This window comes from Eubacterium sp. CAG:161 (genome assembly GCF_000432355.1).
Classification (GTDB): Bacteria; Bacillota; Clostridia; order Lachnospirales; family Lachnospiraceae; genus Eubacterium_G; species Eubacterium_G segne.
The window spans coordinates 158,955-178,098 of record NZ_HF991874.1 but is presented as its reverse complement, the minus strand read 5'-3'; the positions used below and the strand labels follow the sequence as shown (position 1 = coordinate 178,098).

General features: G+C 35.2%; 14 protein-coding genes and 1 pseudogene. 5 read left to right on the top strand and 10 right to left on the bottom strand.

Translation table 11 applies throughout. The annotated features are described in order from the left end of the window. Positions 1–6: 6 nt before the first annotated feature. A complete protein-coding gene (gene rsmH / locus Q5O30_RS10855) occupies positions 7–1,071 on the bottom strand; it encodes a 16S rRNA (cytosine(1402)-N(4))-methyltransferase RsmH (RefSeq protein ID WP_021953769.1) in 1,065 nt (354 codons plus the stop codon). 188 nt (positions 1,072–1,259) lie between these two features. Between rsmH and Q5O30_RS10850 the strand changes: the two genes are divergently transcribed. Both Q5O30_RS10850 and Q5O30_RS10845 read left to right on the top strand, forming a co-directional pair. After that, on the top strand, positions 1,260–1,739 hold the full coding sequence (locus tag Q5O30_RS10850; protein ID WP_021953768.1) for an S-ribosylhomocysteine lyase: 480 nt from the start codon (positions 1,260–1,262) through the stop codon (positions 1,737–1,739). A gap of 500 nt (positions 1,740–2,239) precedes the next feature. Further along, positions 2,240–5,140, top strand: a complete 2,901-nt coding sequence (locus Q5O30_RS10845) for a C1 family peptidase (protein ID WP_021953767.1) — start codon at positions 2,240–2,242, stop codon at positions 5,138–5,140. A 164-nt stretch (positions 5,141–5,304) separates the two neighbouring features. Here the strand turns inward: Q5O30_RS10845 and Q5O30_RS10840 are convergent, their stop codons facing one another. The 3 genes from Q5O30_RS10840 to Q5O30_RS10830 form a co-directional block, all read right to left on the bottom strand. Beyond that, positions 5,305–7,215 (bottom strand): RICIN domain-containing protein, encoded by a 1,911-nt coding sequence (locus Q5O30_RS10840; protein ID WP_021953766.1) that lies wholly within the window; start codon positions 7,213–7,215, stop codon positions 5,305–5,307. A gap of 142 nt (positions 7,216–7,357) precedes the next feature. After that, positions 7,358–8,152, bottom strand: a complete 795-nt coding sequence (locus tag Q5O30_RS10835; RefSeq protein WP_118589382.1) for a TraX family protein — start codon at positions 8,150–8,152, stop codon at positions 7,358–7,360. Continuing rightward, positions 8,139–9,983, bottom strand: a complete 1,845-nt coding sequence (locus Q5O30_RS10830; RefSeq protein ID WP_021953764.1) for an alpha-amylase family glycosyl hydrolase — start codon at positions 9,981–9,983, stop codon at positions 8,139–8,141. The genes Q5O30_RS10835 and Q5O30_RS10830 overlap by 14 nt, the downstream gene beginning before the upstream one ends. A 179-nt stretch (positions 9,984–10,162) precedes the next feature. Here Q5O30_RS10830 and Q5O30_RS10825 point away from each other — a divergent pair, with 179 nt between their 5' ends. Both Q5O30_RS10825 and Q5O30_RS10820 read left to right on the top strand, forming a co-directional pair. Continuing rightward, the gene (locus Q5O30_RS10825; RefSeq protein ID WP_021953763.1) at positions 10,163–11,797 is read left to right on the top strand and encodes an ABC-F family ATP-binding cassette domain-containing protein; all 1,635 of its coding nucleotides are present in this window, start codon (positions 10,163–10,165) and stop codon (positions 11,795–11,797) included. An 18-nt stretch (positions 11,798–11,815) separates the two neighbouring features. Next, positions 11,816–12,724, top strand: coding sequence for an alpha/beta fold hydrolase (locus Q5O30_RS10820; RefSeq protein WP_021953762.1), 909 nt, complete (start codon positions 11,816–11,818; stop codon positions 12,722–12,724). Between the two features lie 63 nt (positions 12,725–12,787). On the opposite strand, the gene Q5O30_RS10815 is transcribed toward Q5O30_RS10820, so the two are convergent. Further along, positions 12,788–13,639, bottom strand: a complete 852-nt coding sequence (locus Q5O30_RS10815) for a LysR family transcriptional regulator (protein WP_021953761.1) — start codon at positions 13,637–13,639, stop codon at positions 12,788–12,790. A gap of 202 nt (positions 13,640–13,841) precedes the next feature. Between Q5O30_RS10815 and Q5O30_RS10810 the strand changes: the two genes are divergently transcribed. Next, on the top strand, positions 13,842–15,212 hold the full coding sequence (locus Q5O30_RS10810; protein WP_021953760.1) for a pyruvate carboxyltransferase: 1,371 nt from the start codon (positions 13,842–13,844) through the stop codon (positions 15,210–15,212). A gap of 214 nt (positions 15,213–15,426) precedes the next feature. Here Q5O30_RS10810 and Q5O30_RS10805 read toward each other — a convergent pair whose 3' ends face one another. From Q5O30_RS10805 to Q5O30_RS10785, 5 genes and pseudogenes are all read right to left on the bottom strand, one after another. Further along, on the bottom strand, positions 15,427–15,858 hold the full coding sequence (locus tag Q5O30_RS10805) for a PIN domain-containing protein (RefSeq protein WP_021953759.1): 432 nt from the start codon (positions 15,856–15,858) through the stop codon (positions 15,427–15,429). Further along, the gene (locus Q5O30_RS10800; RefSeq protein ID WP_021953758.1) at positions 15,855–16,070 is read right to left on the bottom strand and encodes a type II toxin-antitoxin system Phd/YefM family antitoxin; all 216 of its coding nucleotides are present in this window, start codon (positions 16,068–16,070) and stop codon (positions 15,855–15,857) included. The genes Q5O30_RS10805 and Q5O30_RS10800 overlap by 4 nt, the downstream gene beginning before the upstream one ends. 871 nt (positions 16,071–16,941) lie before the next feature. Beyond that, a complete protein-coding gene (locus tag Q5O30_RS10795) occupies positions 16,942–18,069 on the bottom strand; it encodes a bifunctional chorismate mutase/prephenate dehydratase (protein WP_021953757.1) in 1,128 nt (375 codons plus the stop codon). A gap of 85 nt (positions 18,070–18,154) precedes the next feature. After that, positions 18,155–19,021 carry a 2-amino-4-hydroxy-6-hydroxymethyldihydropteridine diphosphokinase gene (gene folK, locus Q5O30_RS10790; RefSeq protein ID WP_021953756.1) on the bottom strand — a complete coding sequence of 289 codons (867 nt, stop codon included), beginning with the start codon at positions 19,019–19,021 and terminating at the stop codon, positions 18,155–18,157. Positions 19,022–19,031: 10 nt separating this feature from the next. Then, a pseudogene (locus Q5O30_RS10785) lies at positions 19,032–19,144 on the bottom strand (dihydropteroate synthase); the annotation flags it as partial.

Sequence of the window (19,144 nt, the reverse complement as noted above, 5' to 3'; positions counted from 1 at the left end):
TATATTTTATAACTTAACTGCCCAACGCATTTTGGTGGACTTTGCTCTGGGATTCATATTACATTCCTCTCTTGAAGGTCTTATAACTTCATTTGCCACATCACTGTAAATTCCCGCTTTCTTTAACGCTTTAAAGGACTTCTTTACCAATCTGTCCTCCCCTGAATGGAATGTTAGTATGGCAACTCTTCCTCCGGGATTTAATGCATCAGGCAATTTTCCCAAAAAGTCATATAACACTTCAAATTCACTATTTACATCAATTCTAAGTGCCTGGAATGTTCTGGCACAACACTTCTTTATTTCGTCCTTACTTTCCTTTGCCGGCAAGAACTGAAGAGCTTTTTCTATTATCTCTCTTAACTGGGTTGTTGTTTCAATTTTTTCCCGTCTCCGACTATCAATAACCGCCTTAGCCACCTCATACGCATATGGTTCATCAGAGTTTTCAATAAGCATCCCTTCTAACTCATCTAGCGAGATATCTGCAATACGCTGTGCCGCTGAAATTCCCTTTGTGGGATTTAACCTTAAATCAAGAGGGCCTTCATGCTTGTATGAAAATCCACGCTCCGGATTGTCTATTTGCATGGATGACACTCCCAAATCCGCTAAAATAAAATCAAAAGGACCGTGTTCCTTTGCCACCTGGTCTATATTTTTAAAATTAGTATTTATCGCAGTAAATATTTTCTCATCAAAACCTTTTTGTTCCAGTCTTTTCTTTGTTTTTTTTATTTCAATAGGGTCAATGTCAAGGCCATATATATGACCTTCACCTTCAAGACATTTTAGCATTTCCGTTGTATGCCCTCCGTATCCTAAAGTTGCATCCAATCCTTTCTGTCCCGGCCTGATTTGTAAAAAATCTATTATTTCCTTTACACAAATAGAAATATGCATACCCGCCGGTGTACTTCCCTTACTGATTACCTTTTCAATGGTATCTTTATATTTTTCAGGATTTAATTCCTTATATTTTTCTTCAAATTTTCTAGGATGAGTTCCCTTATAACGAACCCTTCTTTTATGAACTTTTGTTTCTTCATTATTAATATTGTTGTTCTGCATTTTTCTCTCCTGCATTTTTGTCGGCTCTTTTATATTAACACATTTATTTATTATGTCACTGATTTTTTGCAAATTATTTGCTATATTGTAAACAAGTTGACCGTAAAGGCTTAATTAATATATAATTATTTAGACAATTAAAGTATTGTTTTGTCAAAATATTTTTGAATTATATAAGGAGATTTTTCATGGATAAAATTACAAGTTTTACAATAGACCACTTGAAACTTCTTCCGGGGCTTTATGTGTCCCGAAAGGATATTGCCGGAGACTGTGTTATAACTACTTTTGACATTAGAATGACACGACCTAATTATGAACCGGTTTTAAACACTGCGGAAGTTCACACCATTGAACATTTAGGTGCTACTTTTTTAAGAAATCATCCTGATTACAGGGATAAGGTGCTTTACTTTGGGCCTATGGGATGTAGAACAGGGTTTTATATGGTTTTAGCCGGAGATTACACATCTAAGGATATTCTTCCTTTAGTAAAGGAAATGTACTTATTTATGAAAGACTTTGAAGGTGACGTTCCCGGTGCCTGTGCAAAAGACTGCGGCAATTATCTGGATATGAATTTAAATATGGCAAAATATGTATGTAACAAATATTACAATGAAGTCCTTTGCAATATAACCGACGAACGGCTGGTGTATCCGGAATAATTATTGCAAAATATTATCAGATTACTATATGAGTCTGCTGTGTTGAAAGCTATAAACATCAATGCAGCAGACTTTTCCGTAATATAATCATCGATGCTATGTTTATAATAATAATATGTTATTTTTAATAAAAACATTATTATAATTATTGTTATATTCCTTCTTTTTTTATATATTCACCGTATTTTCAGTGTTTTAATTAGTAAATATATTTTTATTTTTGTGGATTTTTGTCAAAAAACCATGAATATTTATTATCTTTTTAGTATTCATCATTATGTATATATTGTTTCTGTTTTTGCACTAGTTTTAAGTGCAGTTTGTGCAAAATCAGATTTTGTCTACTAAAAATTTGTCTAATTTTTAATTTTTTTAGATACATCTTCTTCCATATTTTCACGAAATTGATTTTTCCATATTGTGTAATTTATTTTTCAATATATAATTACTCTCTGGCACGATACCTAAAAATCAAATCGTTCCAGGAAAGGATTTAGAAAATGAGAAAAAAATTTAAGAAAGTAATGGCTTCGCTGTTGGCATTAACCCTTGCCATAACACCGATTGCCATTCCAAAAGAAGTTAAGGCTGAAAGTAATATGCCGTCAGCCGTGGATTTAAGCACCAGCCCGTATTTTCCGGAAATTGAAAATCAGGGGCGGGTTGGCTGTTGTGTAGCTATGTCTGAGGTATATTATCAGTTTACTTATGAAATGAATAAGTCAATGAATGTTCCTTCCACAAGAGATAATGTATTTTCTCCATACGCTATATACAATATGTTTGATACATATAATGGTATAGAAGGAATTGATGATTCTGAATGTTATGAAGTCCTACAAACATATGGGGTTCCATTATGGAAAGACACCAACTATGATTTTTCTACTGATAACTGTTATGCAGATAACGATGTATGGTCAAATCGTACTAACTATAGGGTTTCAAGTTATTCCTATGAAACAAATGCATCTTTTTTTAACTGTGCTGGTGCTGATGCTAAAATAAAAGAAATCAAAAAATTATTGACAAATGGAAAAATAGTGTCCTTTAGTTCTTATGCACGTAGTTGGAATTTAGGAACAATCACAGACAGCTCTAATGGTTCTTCAAATAAAGCATTAACCGGAGACCGCATTGTTTATGGTTTAGATGGACAACAAGGTCCACACCGTGTTACCTTTGTAGGTTATGACGACAACATTTGGTTTGATTCAAACTATAACGGCAAAGTTGACGATGGTGAAATGGGGGCTTTCAAATTTGCAAACTCATGGGGCAAAAGCTGGGCTAACGATGGTTATTGTTGGATGACTTATGACTCCATAAGAAAGGATTTTAATATGGTTGACAATATTAGCACCATTAATGTAGCACCTTATAATAGCGATTCTGATATTAAATTAGAAGTTGATGTGGATTCAGCCTGTCTTCATGATTCATTTTTAGAGCTTACTGCATATTCAAAGTATACAGAACAGAAATTTAAAGTTGATTTAGTTCCTTTTTATACATATAGTCAATCTGATCTGCGTAAATCTAAATCTCAGAAATTTTATTGTCGTGGTTTTATTACAGGTGAATCTAACGGAACCTTATCATATGATTTAGGTGTACTTATTCCGGAAATTAACCATAGCAATTTTAATGATTTTTATTATGAATTAACTGTAGTTGATTCCGGCAACGAGGAAGGATATACCTCTCTTAATAATGCTTACATTTATGATTATAACGAAAATAGAATGGTAGGAAATTTTCAGTGCACTAAAGAAGAACTATCTAATAATTCACAAGCTTTACCATTCATAAATTATTTATGTGATGGATATGACTTTAAAGTAACTGATTTAAAATACACAAATCACACAATTACTTCTGATGATAAAAATATTATCAGCACAGGTGATATTCTCAGTCTAACATCAACAGTGCAAAACGTAGGTTGTAGAAAAGCACCGGATAATACCAAATTAGGTGTTCTTTACACCATCACTGATGAAAATGGCAATAACGTTAATATTCCTAATGTATGGAGCGATAGTTATGTAAACAAATCAGGACTTGATGCACATAAAAGTGTTGAATTGACATCTAACGGTGGTGCAAACAATGGTAACGGAACATTTTCATTCTCTGAACCGGGAACATATAAAATTACTGCATGGGTAAATGACACAAATGATTTTCCTGATGAATTAGGTGGAAGATTCTCTTCAAACAATAAGTTTACAATCACTGTAACAGTTATTCCTAATACTCCTTTTGAAGTAGAATCATGGGATATATCAAATGCAAATCCTGCTGTAGGTGAACCTGTAACCATTACTGCCAATTTAAAGGAATCATCCGATTGTGAAATCAGTATATCTGCCGTTACAGCAGGTTATTATCAATATAAATCTTACGATTTTGCAGACGGAAATACTGCAACTATGACCTTTGATGATCCTGGAATATATTATCTCACGGCAAGAGTAAGAAGTAAAATCACCAAAATAGCTTTTTCTTACGCTTTAAGAATTAATGTCCAAGAAGCTCAGGAAACCACAATGGTAGAAGAAACCACAACGGTTCCTGAAACTACTACTGTTGAGGAAACTACTACTGTTGAGGAAACAAAGCCTTTAACAGTTGGTAAGCTAACCAGTGACACACTGACAAATACGAATAATAAAGTTAAGATGAACGATACTATTAATTTTAAGGTTAATGATGTCAATAAATCTAATGTTGCCACAAAAATTATCACTTATAGTCCATGGGATAAATACCGTACTCCATTGGATGAAACAGATTTTGTTTCCGGTACATCTGTAGACCTAAAGGTAACCCAAACAGGTCAGTTATGCGCTTATGCAATCGTTAAAGATTTGGATTCAGGCAAAACTACCGAAGTAAAATTCGACGATGTATTTAAATGCTATGAAACTGTTGGTGGATATGATTTCACTGTAAAACAGCTTACATGCGAAAATTATACAACAGGAAAAAATACCATATATTATTCTGATGGCACAATGAATAATTTTTACTCTAACGATATACACGTAGGAGATAAAATCAAATTTGGAGCAACTGTTTATAATGTAGGTGATGTAACATCTGACAGTGGTAAAAAGCTTGGTGTTCAGTTCCAAATCAACGGAAATACCTCTGATATTACATGGTGTGACAGTTTCTATAACCCTAATGGTCTTTTACCGATTTCCGGAAGCAATAACGGTGTTTATCTCCTTGCCTGCGGTGGTTCTGTCAATAAGGAGGGTTATGTAACATTTTCACAGCCGGGAACTTACAACATTACCGCATGGGTAAACGATACTAACGACTATGCTTCAGAATACGGAGGCTATCAGGCTGACAATAATAAGGTTACCTTCAAAGTTGTAGTTAAATAAAATATACGTTTTCTTAAAACGTACCTAAAGTAAAAGAGTGATTACATATTGCATGTAACCACTCTTTTTATTGGCCCGGAATGCGGTTATACCGCCTCCGGGAATTATTACTTAAACAGTCAAATCAACTTTACGTTTTTTGAAGGGGGGCTTCTGCAACGTAATTAATCAACTAATACAAATTTCCAAAGCTGATTTGCCTGCTGATAGTAATCATACTGTTGAACATTAGCACCACTTGCCGTTGACCATCCTGAAACGTCAAGACACTTGTTGCTGTTTTTGTTTATTATGCTTGAATATCCATCTCCAACTTCCGTCAGCCACCACTGCTGATTTGACTGACTGTTTCCACAATCCCACATCTGTACATTAGCACCATTATTCTTTGACCATGCATCAACATCAAGTGCCTTACCATTTATTACACTTGTAATGGTGTAACTATAGTCACTGTTTTGATGAATGTACCACTTTTGTGCATTTGTTCCGTTGCTGTCCCATTGCTGAACATTAGCTCCATTATTTGTATTAGAACCTGAAACATCCAAAACTTTTCCACTATGTTTATTTATAATAGTATATTTTGCTTTTTCCACTTTAATTGATGAAGTAATATCATTAAAATCACTTCCTATCCAGCTTGTATCATTAGTAATAACCTTTGTTCTTCCGCTAAAATTATCATCTGCATACAAAGTTACCTTGTATCCAAAAGGAACTTTCAAAGATGACAAATCATCGTTTTTAAATCCCTTTGCCTGTAATGATGCCAGATTATAACTGCCTTCACCTAAGGATGCCACTCTTCCTCCGTAATTAATATCCTGATATATGTATATATTCCCTGATGATGAATTTACATTGGATGTGTTTCCTGAGGAACCTCCTGAACTTCCACCTGACTTATGAGTATATGTGTAAGCTTCGGTATCCCTTGTGTATCCTGATGTATTGCAGTACGTAAACCAATATTTTACATTGTCGCCTGAATTTAATCCGTTAATAGTATATGTAGCCTTGCTTCCTGACTGAGTCATTCTTACATTCTGCTGTCCTCCGCCATTTACGGAATAATGAATGTCTGTCCACTTTGAATCATTTACATATGCTGTTGCTGAATTAGAACCTGCATAATTCATTCCCATACCATTTGATGGTGTGGAAGTTGAACCTGAATTTCCTGATGAATTTCCACCTGAAGATGTGTTATTTCCATCCACATTATTAGATGATGAACTTGAATATGAAGGATTATCCTGATATACACGAACATAATCCACTTTCATTTCCTGCGGAAATGCGTTATTGTCAATGGGAAATCCCGGCCAGTTTCCTCCTACTGCCACATTTAATAACAGATAAAACGGTTTGTGAAATTCATCAGTATCTCCCGCATTGTTTTCAATATACATCTCGTAAATTTTATTTCCGTCTACAAACATTCGTATATACTGATTATCCCATTGTAAACCGTATGTATGATACTGGGTCCTGTCAAAGTTTCCTGATGACTTGCCATATTCTGCATGTCCGTTACAATTCCAGTGACATGTTCCATATGTTTTGCTTTCTGCGTTAATAGCCTCCATAATGTCTATCTCTCCACATGACGGCCACCCCACGCTTCCTATATTAGCTCCCAGCATCCAGAATGCCGGCCATATTCCCTGACTGGCAGGAAGTGCTATTCTTGCTTCAACATATCCGTATGTAAATGTAAATTTGCCATTGGTATTAAGTCTTGCAGATGTATAATTCATTCCGCCATAAGACTCTTTCTTGGCTCTGATATGCAATGCTCCCCCTGAAACATACGCATTGTCAGACCTGTTTGTATAATACTGCTGTTCATTGTTTCCCCATCCGCTAGAACCTGTTCCTATTTCATATCCCCATTTAGATGTATCAATAGATGCCCCGTTAAACTCATCGCTCCATACCATTTTAGATGACGTTGTAGGTGCTGCTGTTACATCTTTTGACATCTTAAGTGACGTAAATGTCATTGATGACACAATCATTGCCAGAGACAATACAGATGCTGCCGTTTTCTTTAACAACTGTTTTCTCATAAAAAAACTCCTTCCTTATATATTTTTAATTTTACGTTCCAATAAATCTACTTACAGTATAAAAAATTTAAATATATAAAAAAGGGGTTAATTTTATAAAAAAGTGGCTAGATTTTATTTTATTATGGTTAATTAATTATTTTTACATAAAAATCCATTTTTTAATCATTACCAATAACAATATGTGTAACGGATAAAATACATAAAAAACATATTTGCCCTTTCTACATCCTGCTTTTCCATTATACAAAGCTATCGGCAATATGCTTAATACTCCTGCCCATTGTATTCCATATCCAAACATTCCCATATTAAATACTACATTGGATGCAATTTTTCCTATGTGGTGTTTTCTGAAAACATAGAAGCATATGATTAAAAGAATTCCTGCGTAGGAATAAGATGTATTTAAAAAATATGCCGCCCCAAAACCCAGTGCCATAACTATCAATTCAGCTAAATAATTAAGTCGTAACACACCTACTTTGCTGACTAATTTTTCAGGGTATCTTATGGCAAAACCTGTTATTAAGTCAAGTGCCCATATAACCATAAATCCGAAAAACAAGGTGAACATAACATTTTGCTTTTCCAGATTAAAGAAGCTGCCATACATCATATCATATGGAACTTCTGATATCAGTGCAAATATTCCCAGCCTTGTAGCATAACTCATCCGGTTTTTAGTATGAAAATATCCCTCAACCAACACAAAACAGAATATAGGAAAACTTATTCTTCCCACAATTCTGAATGCCTCATACATGTTTCCATAATCTGTAAGTAAAATTACCGCAACGTGGTCAAAAATCATGGTCACCATTGCTATGATTTTCAATGTAAAGGTAGTAAGTCCCCACCTGTCAAGATTAAGGTATGCTCCAATACCCTTATTATCAAATTCCTTCAACTTATATCTCCCATTATTTATTCTCATCACCGGCAACTAACACGCTAATGCTTCTTCCCGGTGCCTCATACATTCTGTCAATATCACAGTCCTTTTTGTTTCCATCTGTGGAAAATTCAAGGTGCCATTTTTTCTTATTTCTGACAGACGGAACTCCAAACTCCTGATTTTCCCAATACATATTGTAAGCTATATATATATCCTGTTCTTCCCCTGCCTTGTCTAACAATGCGTATTTTCCGCAATACATAACTGAAAAATGTCTGTTAAAATGACTAAAGTCCGCATACCATGCCTTTGATCCATGATAAGACATATCCGGAAGACCGTAAGATTTATAATCCATTTGTCTTGTTTCCTGAGACAAATGAAGAACCTTATGCTTTTTCCTGAAAGCTATAATATTTTTTGTAAATTCCAGTATTTCCTTTGCCATGGCGTTGGTATTCCAGTTAGTCCATGATATTTCATTATCAAGACAATATGGATTGTTATTTCCCTTTTGGGAATTACACATTTCATCTCCTGCATACAGCATAGGGACTCCCTGACTTAAAAATACCAGACACAGGGCATTTTTTATCTGCCTTTTTCTCAAATCCATGATTTTCCGCTTTCTGGTATCACCTTCCGCGCCGCAATTCCAGCTGTAATTATACACTGCACCGTCCCTGTTATTTTCACCATTTGCCTCGTTATATTTTCTGTCATAAGAAACAGTATCGTACAATGTAAATGTATTATGGTTTGCCACATAATTTACCACTGCCACTCCCGGAGGATTAGCTTTTATCTTATATGCCATTGTGTTTAGCATATCCTCATCCCCCTTAATAAACCGCCTTGCGCAAACCATAAAGTCATCGTTAAAGTTGGCAATATTTCTGATTTCACTTTTTCTGCCATAAAAATCAGTATTATTTGAAAAACTATATGTGAAAATCTTAGTTGTACATAAAAGATTATCTGTTTCTACCATTCGCATAACTGCCTCTTCGCAGTTTGCATGTATTCCATCTATGTGATATTCCATAACCCAATAATGAAGACAGTCTAAAATAAGCTTAGGATTAGTTCCCTGAGGGAAGAAAAATTCCATGGAAATCTCTATTCCGTTTTTGTGAAGCTCCCTTACCAGATATTTAAACTCTTCCACCTCTCCTCCCGGAGTGTTAGTCCATGCAAAGGATGCCTTAGGTGCAAATGCATAACCGTCAGTATATCCCCAGTAATTAAGTACCGGCGACTCTATGGCAAACTGTCCCTTCATGGAAGTTGCGTTTTCTTTTTTTATTTCATTAAATTCATATGCCGGCATAAGCTCAATCATATTTATGCCTAACTCTTTTAAATATGGGATTTTCTCAACAATACCTAAATACGTTCCCTTGTGTTTTACCTTTGATGTGGCATGCTTTGTAAATCCTCTTACATGCATACGATATAAAATAGTTTCGTCAAAAGGAATATTCAAAGGTGCATCCTGCTGCCAGTCATAATCATCATTTATAATAATACCTTTTAGATTATCACACGCCTTCCCCCAATTCTTTTTTCCTGAAAGTGCCTTTGCATATTCATCAGTAACTATTTCTCCATCCACGGAAAAATTATAATAATATTTTGAATAATCAAGTCCAGACACACTCATGGCGTACACATTTCCTATGACCTGTGCGTTTTCAAAGGGAATACGTGCAACCTCCTCGTCTTTTCCTTTTTCATACAAAACTACCTGGCAATTGCTGCCATATTTAGCTGTAATTGCGAAATTCACCTCATCGCCTATTACCGTAACTCCCATAAGCAATGGATTTCCTCTGTATACTTTAATGTTTTCTAAAAGTTTATTATTCATGATGTCTCCCTTTCACGCCTTAAAACGAAATGATATGAAAATAATTATAACACATAAGTTATTAATTTCACTACCTATTTTATATGGGGATTAACGTTGCTTTAATGTAAAAAAACTGATATACTTTGATTTGCAATTAATTTAGTAAATAATATCAAATATATAAGCGAGGTTTTAAAATGATAAGTACAAGCAACATATCACTGCGTTTTGGCAAAAAGGCACTTTTTGAAGATGTTAATATTAAATTTGTGCCGGGACACTGTTACGGTCTTATCGGTGCCAACGGTGCCGGAAAGTCAACTTTTTTGAAAATTCTTACAGGTGAAATTGAGCCAACCAGTGGTGAAGTTATTATTACCCCGGGTGAGCGTCTTTCCTTCTTAAAGCAGGATCATTTCCAGTACGATGAATATACTGTTCTTGATACTGTTATTATGGGAAACCAGCGTCTTTATGACATTATGAAGGAAAAAGAAGCCATTTACATGAAGGAAGACTTTACTGACGAAGACGGTATCCGTGCTTCTGAGCTTGAAGGCGAGTTTGCTGAAATGAACGGCTGGGAAGCTGAGTCTGATGCAGCTACTCTTTTAAACGGACTTGGTGTTGACACTGAATACCATTACAGTCTTATGAAAGATTTAACCGGTTCACTAAAGGTTAAGGTTTTATTAGCTCAGGCTTTATTTGGAAATCCTGATATTTTGTTATTAGATGAGCCTACTAACCATTTGGATTTGGATGCCATTGCATGGCTTGAGGAATTTTTGATTAACTTTGATAATACTGTTATCGTAGTTTCTCATGACAGATATTTCCTTAACAAAGTATGTACTCAGATTGCAGACATTGACTACGCCAAGATTCAGTTATATGCCGGAAACTACGATTTCTGGTATGAATCAAGCCAGTTAATTGTTAAGCAGATGAAGGAAGCTAACAGAAAGAAAGAAGAAAAAATCAAGGAATTGCAGGAATTTATTCAGCGATTCAGTGCCAATGCTTCAAAGTCAAAACAGGCTACATCAAGAAAACGTGCATTGGAAAAAATTGAGTTGGATGAAATTAAACCTTCCAGCAGAAAATATCCATATATAGATTTCAGACCTGACAGGGAAATTGGAAATGAAGTTCTTACTGTGGAACATCTTTCAAAAACAATTGACGGTATTAAAGTATTAGATGACATTTCCTTTATAATCGGACGTGAAGACAAGGTTGCCTTTGTAGGTTCTAACGGTTTAGCCAAAACCACTCTATTCCGTATTCTTACAGGAGAGATTGAGCCTGACGAAGGAAGTTATAAATGGGGCATAACAACCAGCCAGTCCTACTTCCCTAAGGATAACACAAAGGATTTTGATTCAGATGATGTTATTGTTGACTGGCTTACACAGTATTCTGAAAACAAGGATGCCACATATGTCCGTGGATTCCTTGGAAGAATGTTATTTGCGGGAGATGACGGAATGAAGAAAGTCCGTGTTTTATCCGGTGGTGAAAAAGTCAGGGTAATGCTATCTAAGCTTATGATTAGCGGTGCTAATGTTTTAATTATTGACGAACCTACTGACCACCTTGACATGGAAAGTATCACTGCCCTTAACAACGGTTTAATTAAATTCCCGGGAGTTTTACTTTTCTCTTCAAGAGATCATCAGGTTGTTCAGACAACAGCAAACCGTATTATGGAAATTGTAAACGGCAAGTTAATTGATAAAATTACTACTTATGATGAATATCTTGAAAATGATGAAATGGCAAGAAAAAGAACTATTTACACAACAGAAGGAATGGACATTGATGATTAATGCCATTTAGGAGGCTTTATGAGACCAACTACCATAACTTACCCACCTAATGGTGTTAAACCCATAGGTGTAATGGAATTTGTGCATGGCATGTGTGAAACAAGGCAGCGCTATGCTGAAACAATGAAATATTTTAACAATAAAGGATTTATCTGTGCTATTTCCGACATCAGAGGCCACGGTGAAAATATTCTCACTAAAGAGGATTTAGGCTACTTTGGGGAGGAAGGATATAAAGGGCTTATTGATGATGTACATGAATTTACCATGTTTTTAAGAAGGGAATTTCCTCATTTGCCCCTTATTCTCATTGGTCACAGTATGGGTTCCCTTATTGTGCGTGCTTACTTGAAAAAGAACTCCCGTGAAGTTCAGGCAGTAGTTTTAAGCGGCTCTCCATCCTACAACAGATTTGTAGGGGTTGCTAAATATTTTACACGTTTTCTGGCTTTGTTTAGGGGTTGGCATTACAGAAGTCCCATGATTGAGAAACTGGTAAACGGTCCCTTTGAGAAGCCTTTTGAAAAAGAAGGAATTGTTAATTCATGGTTGTCCAGTGACAGATATGTTGTAGAGTTGTACAATAGTGATCCTATGTGTGGATACCCTTTCACGCTAAACGGTTATTATGCGTTGTTTAACTTAATGCAGACTGTTTACAGCAAAATGGGATGGACCAGCAAGAATCCTTCTCTTCCGGTTATGTTTGTATCTGGTAGTGAAGATCCCTGTAGAAAAAATGACTATTCTTTTAAGAAGGCAGTTACCCATTTTAAACGTTGCGGTTATCCTAACACTTACTACAAGCTGTATCAGGATATGAGGCATGAAGTTTTTAATGAAAAAGAAAAAGAACTGGTATATGAAGATATACTTAAGTTTTTAGAAATAAAGGCTGGAATAGAAGTAGAAGATGGAACCCTGTAGTCCCATCTTCTACTTTTTTTCAGCTTTTTTCACTTTTGCTGTCTCACCGTGTATGTTTTTATCCTACTCTCCCATAATAATTTTTCTCATATACTGCTTTTCTTTTTTTCCAATTATATAGCTGTTTATCATTGGAGTTTTAAAATCTATCAGTGGAATATTTCTCAGCTTACCTGATTCAATATATGATTTAGCCATATCCCAAGGCAAAAATGTATAATTTTCCTGTCCTAATAAAAAAGGAATGATTTTGGCACAGTCATCAATTTCCAAGGAAAACTGCTGATATTTTGGGAACAACCCTCTTATAAACTGACCTACATCCTGTAGTGCAAAGTTACACATAAGATATTTTTCATTAACTAATTCTTTCTGAGTTATTCCCTCTTTATATTTTTTATTATTATAATCCGTTACCAAAACCATGGTATCCTGTTTATACATTTCACAATAAAAGGCTGCCTTTTTAAGCGGTATATAGCTAAAAACTATATCTAATATATCATCCTGTAACAATTCCAATAAATTGTTAGATATTCCAATCATTATTTTTAGGGAATCCTTAGGGAATTTCCGTTGATGCTCTAATATTATTGAAGACAAATGTGCCTCATAAACAGAGTCTGAACACCCTATACGGATATGATTATCAAATTTGTGTATCGAACTTATTTCCGATAATGAATCATCTGTCAGCTTTATGACTTTTTCAGCATATAAAAGAAACTGCTCTCCCTCCATGGTTAGTTCCACTCTCCTGTTATTTCTTGAAAAAAGAGATATATTTAATTCCTTCTCTAATTCATTAATCCTGTTGGTTACAGTAGATTGGGCAACAAATAGCTGATTTGCTGCTCTTGTATAATTTTTTACATTAGAAAGTACAATAAAAGTTTTCAATGATTCAATATCCATAATTTTCTCCTTCCTGTCAGCGGCATTTCATGGAAATCATGCTTAGAAATGAAGTTCGCTCATTTGTTTTCTTTGAGATTAATCAGTTTTTTCGATTATAACAATCTAAATAATTCACTTTACTTATAGTTTATCCTAAGCATATAATATTTTCAATACAAATATTATTTTTGCCATTTTCAGGCATGGAAAGGATTTGCTTATGCAGGAAATTAATTTAAGCCATAAAACCAACTTATTAGAACAGGATCCTTACAGTTATCAATTACAGGATGTCGATTCACCGGAGCTTTTTCACGAGATGTTTCCCTATTCAGAGACTCCCAAAATAGCTTTTAACTATCGACACGTTCCGGCAAACATGCCTGATGATATATATATTACCGATACATCCTTTAGAGACGGTCAGCAATCAAGAGCGCCTTACACAACTGACCAGATGGTACATATTTTCAAACTTCTTCATAAATTAGGTGGAGATAATGGTATGATTCGTCAGACAGAGTTCTTTGTTTACTCAAAAAAAGACCGTCTGGCATTGGAAAAATGTATGGAGCTTGGATACAAATTTCCGGAAATTACTACCTGGATTCGCGCCAATAAAAAAGATTTTGATATGGTTAAGTCTATAGGAGTTAAAGAAACTGGGATTCTTGTAAGCTGTTCCGATTATCATATTTTTCATAAAATGGGGCTTACAAGAAAGCAGGCTTTAGACAAATACTTAGGCATTGTTAAGGAGTGCATTAATGCAGGACTTCGTCCAAGATGCCATTTTGAAGATATAACAAGGGCTGATTTTTACGGTTTCGTTGTTCCTTTTGCCAGCCAGCTCATGCAGATTTCCCAGGAATGTCACATTCCTATTAAGGTTCGTGCCTGTGATACATTAGGTCTTGGTGTTCCATATCCCGGTGTTGCTCTTCCAAGAAGCGTATCCGGCATTATTTACGGACTTCAGCATTACGCAGGAGTTCCCAGTGATATGATTGAATGGCATGGACACAATGATTTTTATAAAGGCGTTGTAAATGCCGCTACTGCCTGGATGTATGGTGCCAGTGCCGTAAACTGTTCACTTCTTGGCATTGGCGAACGTACCGGTAATGTTCCTTTGGAGGCAATGGTTTTTGAGTACGCATCCCTTCGCGGAACAATGAATGGAATGCATCCTGAAGTAATTACTGAAATTGCTGATTATATTAAAAATGAAACTGATTATGATTTGCCACCTATGACGCCTTTTGTTGGTGACAATTTCAATCTAACCCGTGCCGGAATCCATGCTGATGGCATGATGAAAAACCCTGAAATATATAATATTTTTGATACGGAATCTATATTAGACCGTCCACCTAAAGTTTCCGTAACTAACACATCCGGTGTTGCCGGCGTTGCTTTCTGGGTAAATCAATACAACAAAAAGCTGGGCTTACCTGCAGTTTCTAAAAATGATCCTGTTGTGGTTAAAATATATTCCTGGGTTTGTGAACAGTATGACCAGGGACGTATTACAATGATAAGCGACGAGGAGTTAGAGGAACAATATAAGAAATGTAGTCGCATTGAGTAATCGGGGGATTGGTATTAAATAGTTGATACAGGTGTTTGTGCCAAATAACTAACGCATGTAGTAATAGCTAATGTGGACATAAAAAGTACAGGTGAATTTTTTATACTAAACTTCACCTGTACTTTTTTACATCTTAATAATGTGGTAATTCCATGGGGGATGGTCATATTGAAATCACTCTTTTTTTCCTCATCTGTATCCCGCCTTTCCTGTTCTATTCAGTTTCGTTTCCCTCATCTAATAACTTTATTAATGCAGAAGGTTCACACACCTTAACAGAAGATTTCGCATAGTCTTTCATATTTCTGGTTACTATGCAATCCATTTCTGAACGAATTGCTGTTTCCACCATAATAGCATCTTCATAATCACCAATTTCAGAAGATATTGCTTTTCGGCAATCTAAAGAAGTAGTATCCAACAAATGAAATAAAGTAAACAGTTTACTCAAAATCTTTCGTGTTTCTGCATCGCTATGTGTTAAACGATGTGTCAGATAATAGATATCTGTAACTGACTTTGCAGTAATATAACCCTCAAATTGCTTATTTGCAGAATATATAAAGAGCTTTTGTGCTGCTTCAGCAAACGGGACACGAGACTGTAACGCATCGATGATAACACAAGTATCAACTAAAACTCTCATATTGTATTCAACCTTTCTTCCCGTGCTTCTTCCAGCGTCATATCATTTGGAAGAACACCAAACAATGACTTAGCAACATCTACTCTGTCCTGATATGGATTAGACAATTTTGCAACAACTTTTCCGTTACGGGTAATATAAATATCCTCTGTTTCTGCAAGCATAAGGTATTTACCAAGATTAGTTTTTAATTCAGTTGCAGTAATAGACATATCATCATCCCCTTTCTTGAAGAATAATTATTTATCGTCTAAAAAATAGAATCTCTCTTTTCAGTTATATTATACACAAATCGAACGATTTTATCAACAAAATCGTTCGATTTGTGCAAATTTTAATATTTACCAAACTTTGAGACTATCCTCCGCATCAATCCCTTCTTGAAAATGTATTATAAGCATTTCTTCCGGTCCCAACTGCCATTTTCATAATTTGTTATAAGTTGTTACCGGATTTTATTTCCCTTATGAGGATTCGTAAACAAGGATAGAACAATATAACACGATACAAGATGTGACGGAGAGGACACCCGCGAAAACTTTAGTGTTTTCAAGGGTTTAACGAGATTTTTATAACACAATATAACAGTTATTAAATCCCTAAAAATACCCCAAGTGAGAATTCAAATTTTACAAGAATATTTGTTGTTTTTGTGATTTTCAATGCATTTTTCTCTTCTGAACCAACCTCAAATCTTATGAAACTCCTGAATTTACAAGAAATATATGTTATATTTTCAAATTTTATGTATTTTTTCTCTACACAAGCACTTTTCAAGCTCGTAATGTCAAAACATTTACATGAAATATTTGATATATTTTCAAATTTAATGTACTTTTCAATTTTTCACGCTCAATTATAATACCCCATAATATTCACAATCAATTCCACCGCAAAAATAAGCAGTTGGATTTCTCTATTGAAGCCATCCAACCGCCTATCTTTAAATTTCCGATATTTTATTTCTGATATTTTATTTCCAATATCTTATTTCTTCTACATCCTTACTAATATCCAGCCTGTTTTTCCAATATACTCAGTCCTCTTTTCCTGCAATCGCTCCCCACACAACATAGTTATTCTTTAATAATTTCCAAGGATTCGCATGTTAATTGATTCTGCATTAATTCCGCTAAGGGCATTTATGGCACCTGCCTGTGTGGATTTTCCTTCAAACTCAACATAAAACCGATATTCCCATTTTTTCTCCGGAACAGGTCTTGACTCGATTCTTGTCATGTTAAGATCATTGTAAATAATGTGAGACAACATCTGATACAATGTACCACTTTCGTGAGGCATTTCAAAGCTAATACAAATAAGGTCAGCATTACGTCTCGCAATTTTATTCCTGCTGATAATTATAAACTTTGTTGTATTAGTTGCATTGAAGTTAATTCCTTTATGTAAAATATCAAGTCCGTATATTTTTGCTGCATTAGCACTGGCTATACAGCCTCTTGATTTGTCAGACTGCTCTGAAATATATCTGGCACTTATTGCAGTGTTAGCCAGATTAACCTTTCCCCAGCCATGTTCTTCGATAAATGCGTTACTTTGCATAAAAGCCTGGGGATGAGAATAAACATCCTTAATATCCTCAATTTTAGAACCTTTTATACCACAAAGACAATGCTCAATTTTAACATCAAAGGTATCCACAATATAATTATGAAATTCTACTAACAAGTCGTAAACATCCGTAACAATTCCTGCTGATGAATTTTCAAAAGGAAGCACGGCATAATCAGCCTTGCCATCTCTTACATATTTCATAGCCTCTCTGAAAGTCGACACGTTAACATAACTTGACTTATCACCAAAATATTCCGTAGCAGCCTGCTGGCTGTACGCTCCCGGTATTCCCTGATAAGCTACCGTAACATCTTCCTTTGGCAAATCATCCACAATATCAAAGCCAATATCGCTGTTTACCCCTTCTTCCGTAAGTAACTTATACTGCATTTTTCTGCTCATGGACATAATCTGCTCAAAAAGTTCTTCCACACCATGTCCGTAAAATTTATTACTTGCCTGAGCCTTTAAAGTTTTTAACTTATCTAACTCTCTCTTTCTGTCTAAAACCGGCTTTCCCGTGTGAAGCTTATATGCTGCCACATCCTTACATATATCCATTCTTTTCTCAAAAAGCCTTATAATCTGTTCATCAATAATGTCTATCTCTTTTCTGCTGTCCTGTAAATCTCTCATTTTGTTCCTTTCATAATGAAAAATATTTCTTAACGTAATCTATCTTTGAACTTTTTATACCAATCAGAACACTTAACTATCCCGGCTAATCATTCTGCTGCCTAAAACTACATCCGCCACATCCACTACACTTATTTTGTGGCTGTAAATCCTCTAACAATTGTGAAACCGTCTTGTTAAAAATCGGATGAACGGCATATGGTGCTATCTGATTTAAAGGTTCTAACACAAATAATCTCTTATGCATCTCAATATGTGGAATTTTCAAATCCGGTAAATTAACAATTTCATTATCAAACAAAATAATATCAATATCAAGAGTTCTTGGTCCCCAATGAATCTCCCTTGTTCTTCCGGCTTCTAACTCAATTATATTAACCTTCCTCAATAATTCTTTCGGAGAGTACAATGTCTCAATTTCTACACATCCATTTAAGAAATTATCCTGCTCCACTGGTCCATATGGCTCTGTTTCAATAAACTTTGATACTATGCTGACCCTACAGTTTTCATCATCATAAAGACCTTCTATTGCCTGATTAAGGTATTCTTCCTTATCTCCCATATTAGAGCCAATGCTTAAATATGCTCTGCTCCACTTTCTTCTGACTGTAACAGCCACATTGCCAAAAGGCAGCTTTATAGGTGCATTAGGCTTATTTATGGTAAGCTCCACTTCCTTAATCTTAGGAAATTCCTTTAAAAGCCCTCTTGCTGTCTGTTCTGCAACAGCTTCAATTAAATCAAATCTGTTTTCCGTCATAAACTTATTAATAAACTTACATGCCTTAGAGTAATTTACTGTTTCCTCCAAATCATCACTCATTCCGGGAGTTCTTACATCAGTAAACAAATCCGCATCCACATAAAACTTCTGTCCGTTTATTTTTTCTTCTTCATTACAGCCATGGTAAGCAAATACCTCTAACTGTCTGATTTTTATACAATCCATATTATATCCTTTATTTTACATTTTTTATGGCTTTTGCCATCATAAGAGCCTGATAATTTTCCTTAACATCATGAACCCTGAAAATGGTGCATCCTCTTTCATAACCCATAACTGTTGTGGCTA

What these genes read in the sequence shown, in the direction of transcription:
- Q5O30_RS10800 (WP_021953758.1), bottom strand. Translation starts at nt 16,070, where the DNA reads ATGTCTATTACTGCAACTGAATTAAAAACTAATCTTGGTAAATACCTT.
- Q5O30_RS10850 (WP_021953768.1), top strand. Translation starts at nt 1,260, where the DNA reads ATGGATAAAATTACAAGTTTTACAATAGACCACTTGAAACTTCTTCCG.
- Q5O30_RS10845 (WP_021953767.1), top strand. Translation starts at nt 2,240, where the DNA reads ATGAGAAAAAAATTTAAGAAAGTAATGGCTTCGCTGTTGGCATTAACC.
- Q5O30_RS10820 (WP_021953762.1), top strand. Translation starts at nt 11,816, where the DNA reads ATGAGACCAACTACCATAACTTACCCACCTAATGGTGTTAAACCCATA.
- Q5O30_RS10795 (WP_021953757.1), bottom strand. Translation starts at nt 18,069, where the DNA reads ATGAGAGATTTACAGGACAGCAGAAAAGAGATAGACATTATTGATGAA.
- Q5O30_RS10805 (WP_021953759.1), bottom strand. Translation starts at nt 15,858, where the DNA reads ATGAGAGTTTTAGTTGATACTTGTGTTATCATCGATGCGTTACAGTCT.
- folK (WP_021953756.1), bottom strand. Translation starts at nt 19,021, where the DNA reads ATGGATTGTATAAAAATCAGACAGTTAGAGGTATTTGCTTACCATGGC.
- Q5O30_RS10840 (WP_021953766.1), bottom strand. Translation starts at nt 7,215, where the DNA reads ATGAGAAAACAGTTGTTAAAGAAAACGGCAGCATCTGTATTGTCTCTG.
- Q5O30_RS10810 (WP_021953760.1), top strand. Translation starts at nt 13,842, where the DNA reads ATGCAGGAAATTAATTTAAGCCATAAAACCAACTTATTAGAACAGGAT.
- Q5O30_RS10835 (WP_118589382.1), bottom strand. Translation starts at nt 8,152, where the DNA reads ATGAGAATAAATAATGGGAGATATAAGTTGAAGGAATTTGATAATAAG.
- Q5O30_RS10825 (WP_021953763.1), top strand. Translation starts at nt 10,163, where the DNA reads ATGATAAGTACAAGCAACATATCACTGCGTTTTGGCAAAAAGGCACTT.
- Q5O30_RS10830 (WP_021953764.1), bottom strand. Translation starts at nt 9,983, where the DNA reads ATGAATAATAAACTTTTAGAAAACATTAAAGTATACAGAGGAAATCCA.
- Q5O30_RS10815 (WP_021953761.1), bottom strand. Translation starts at nt 13,639, where the DNA reads ATGGATATTGAATCATTGAAAACTTTTATTGTACTTTCTAATGTAAAA.
- rsmH (WP_021953769.1), bottom strand. Translation starts at nt 1,071, where the DNA reads ATGCAGAACAACAATATTAATAATGAAGAAACAAAAGTTCATAAAAGA.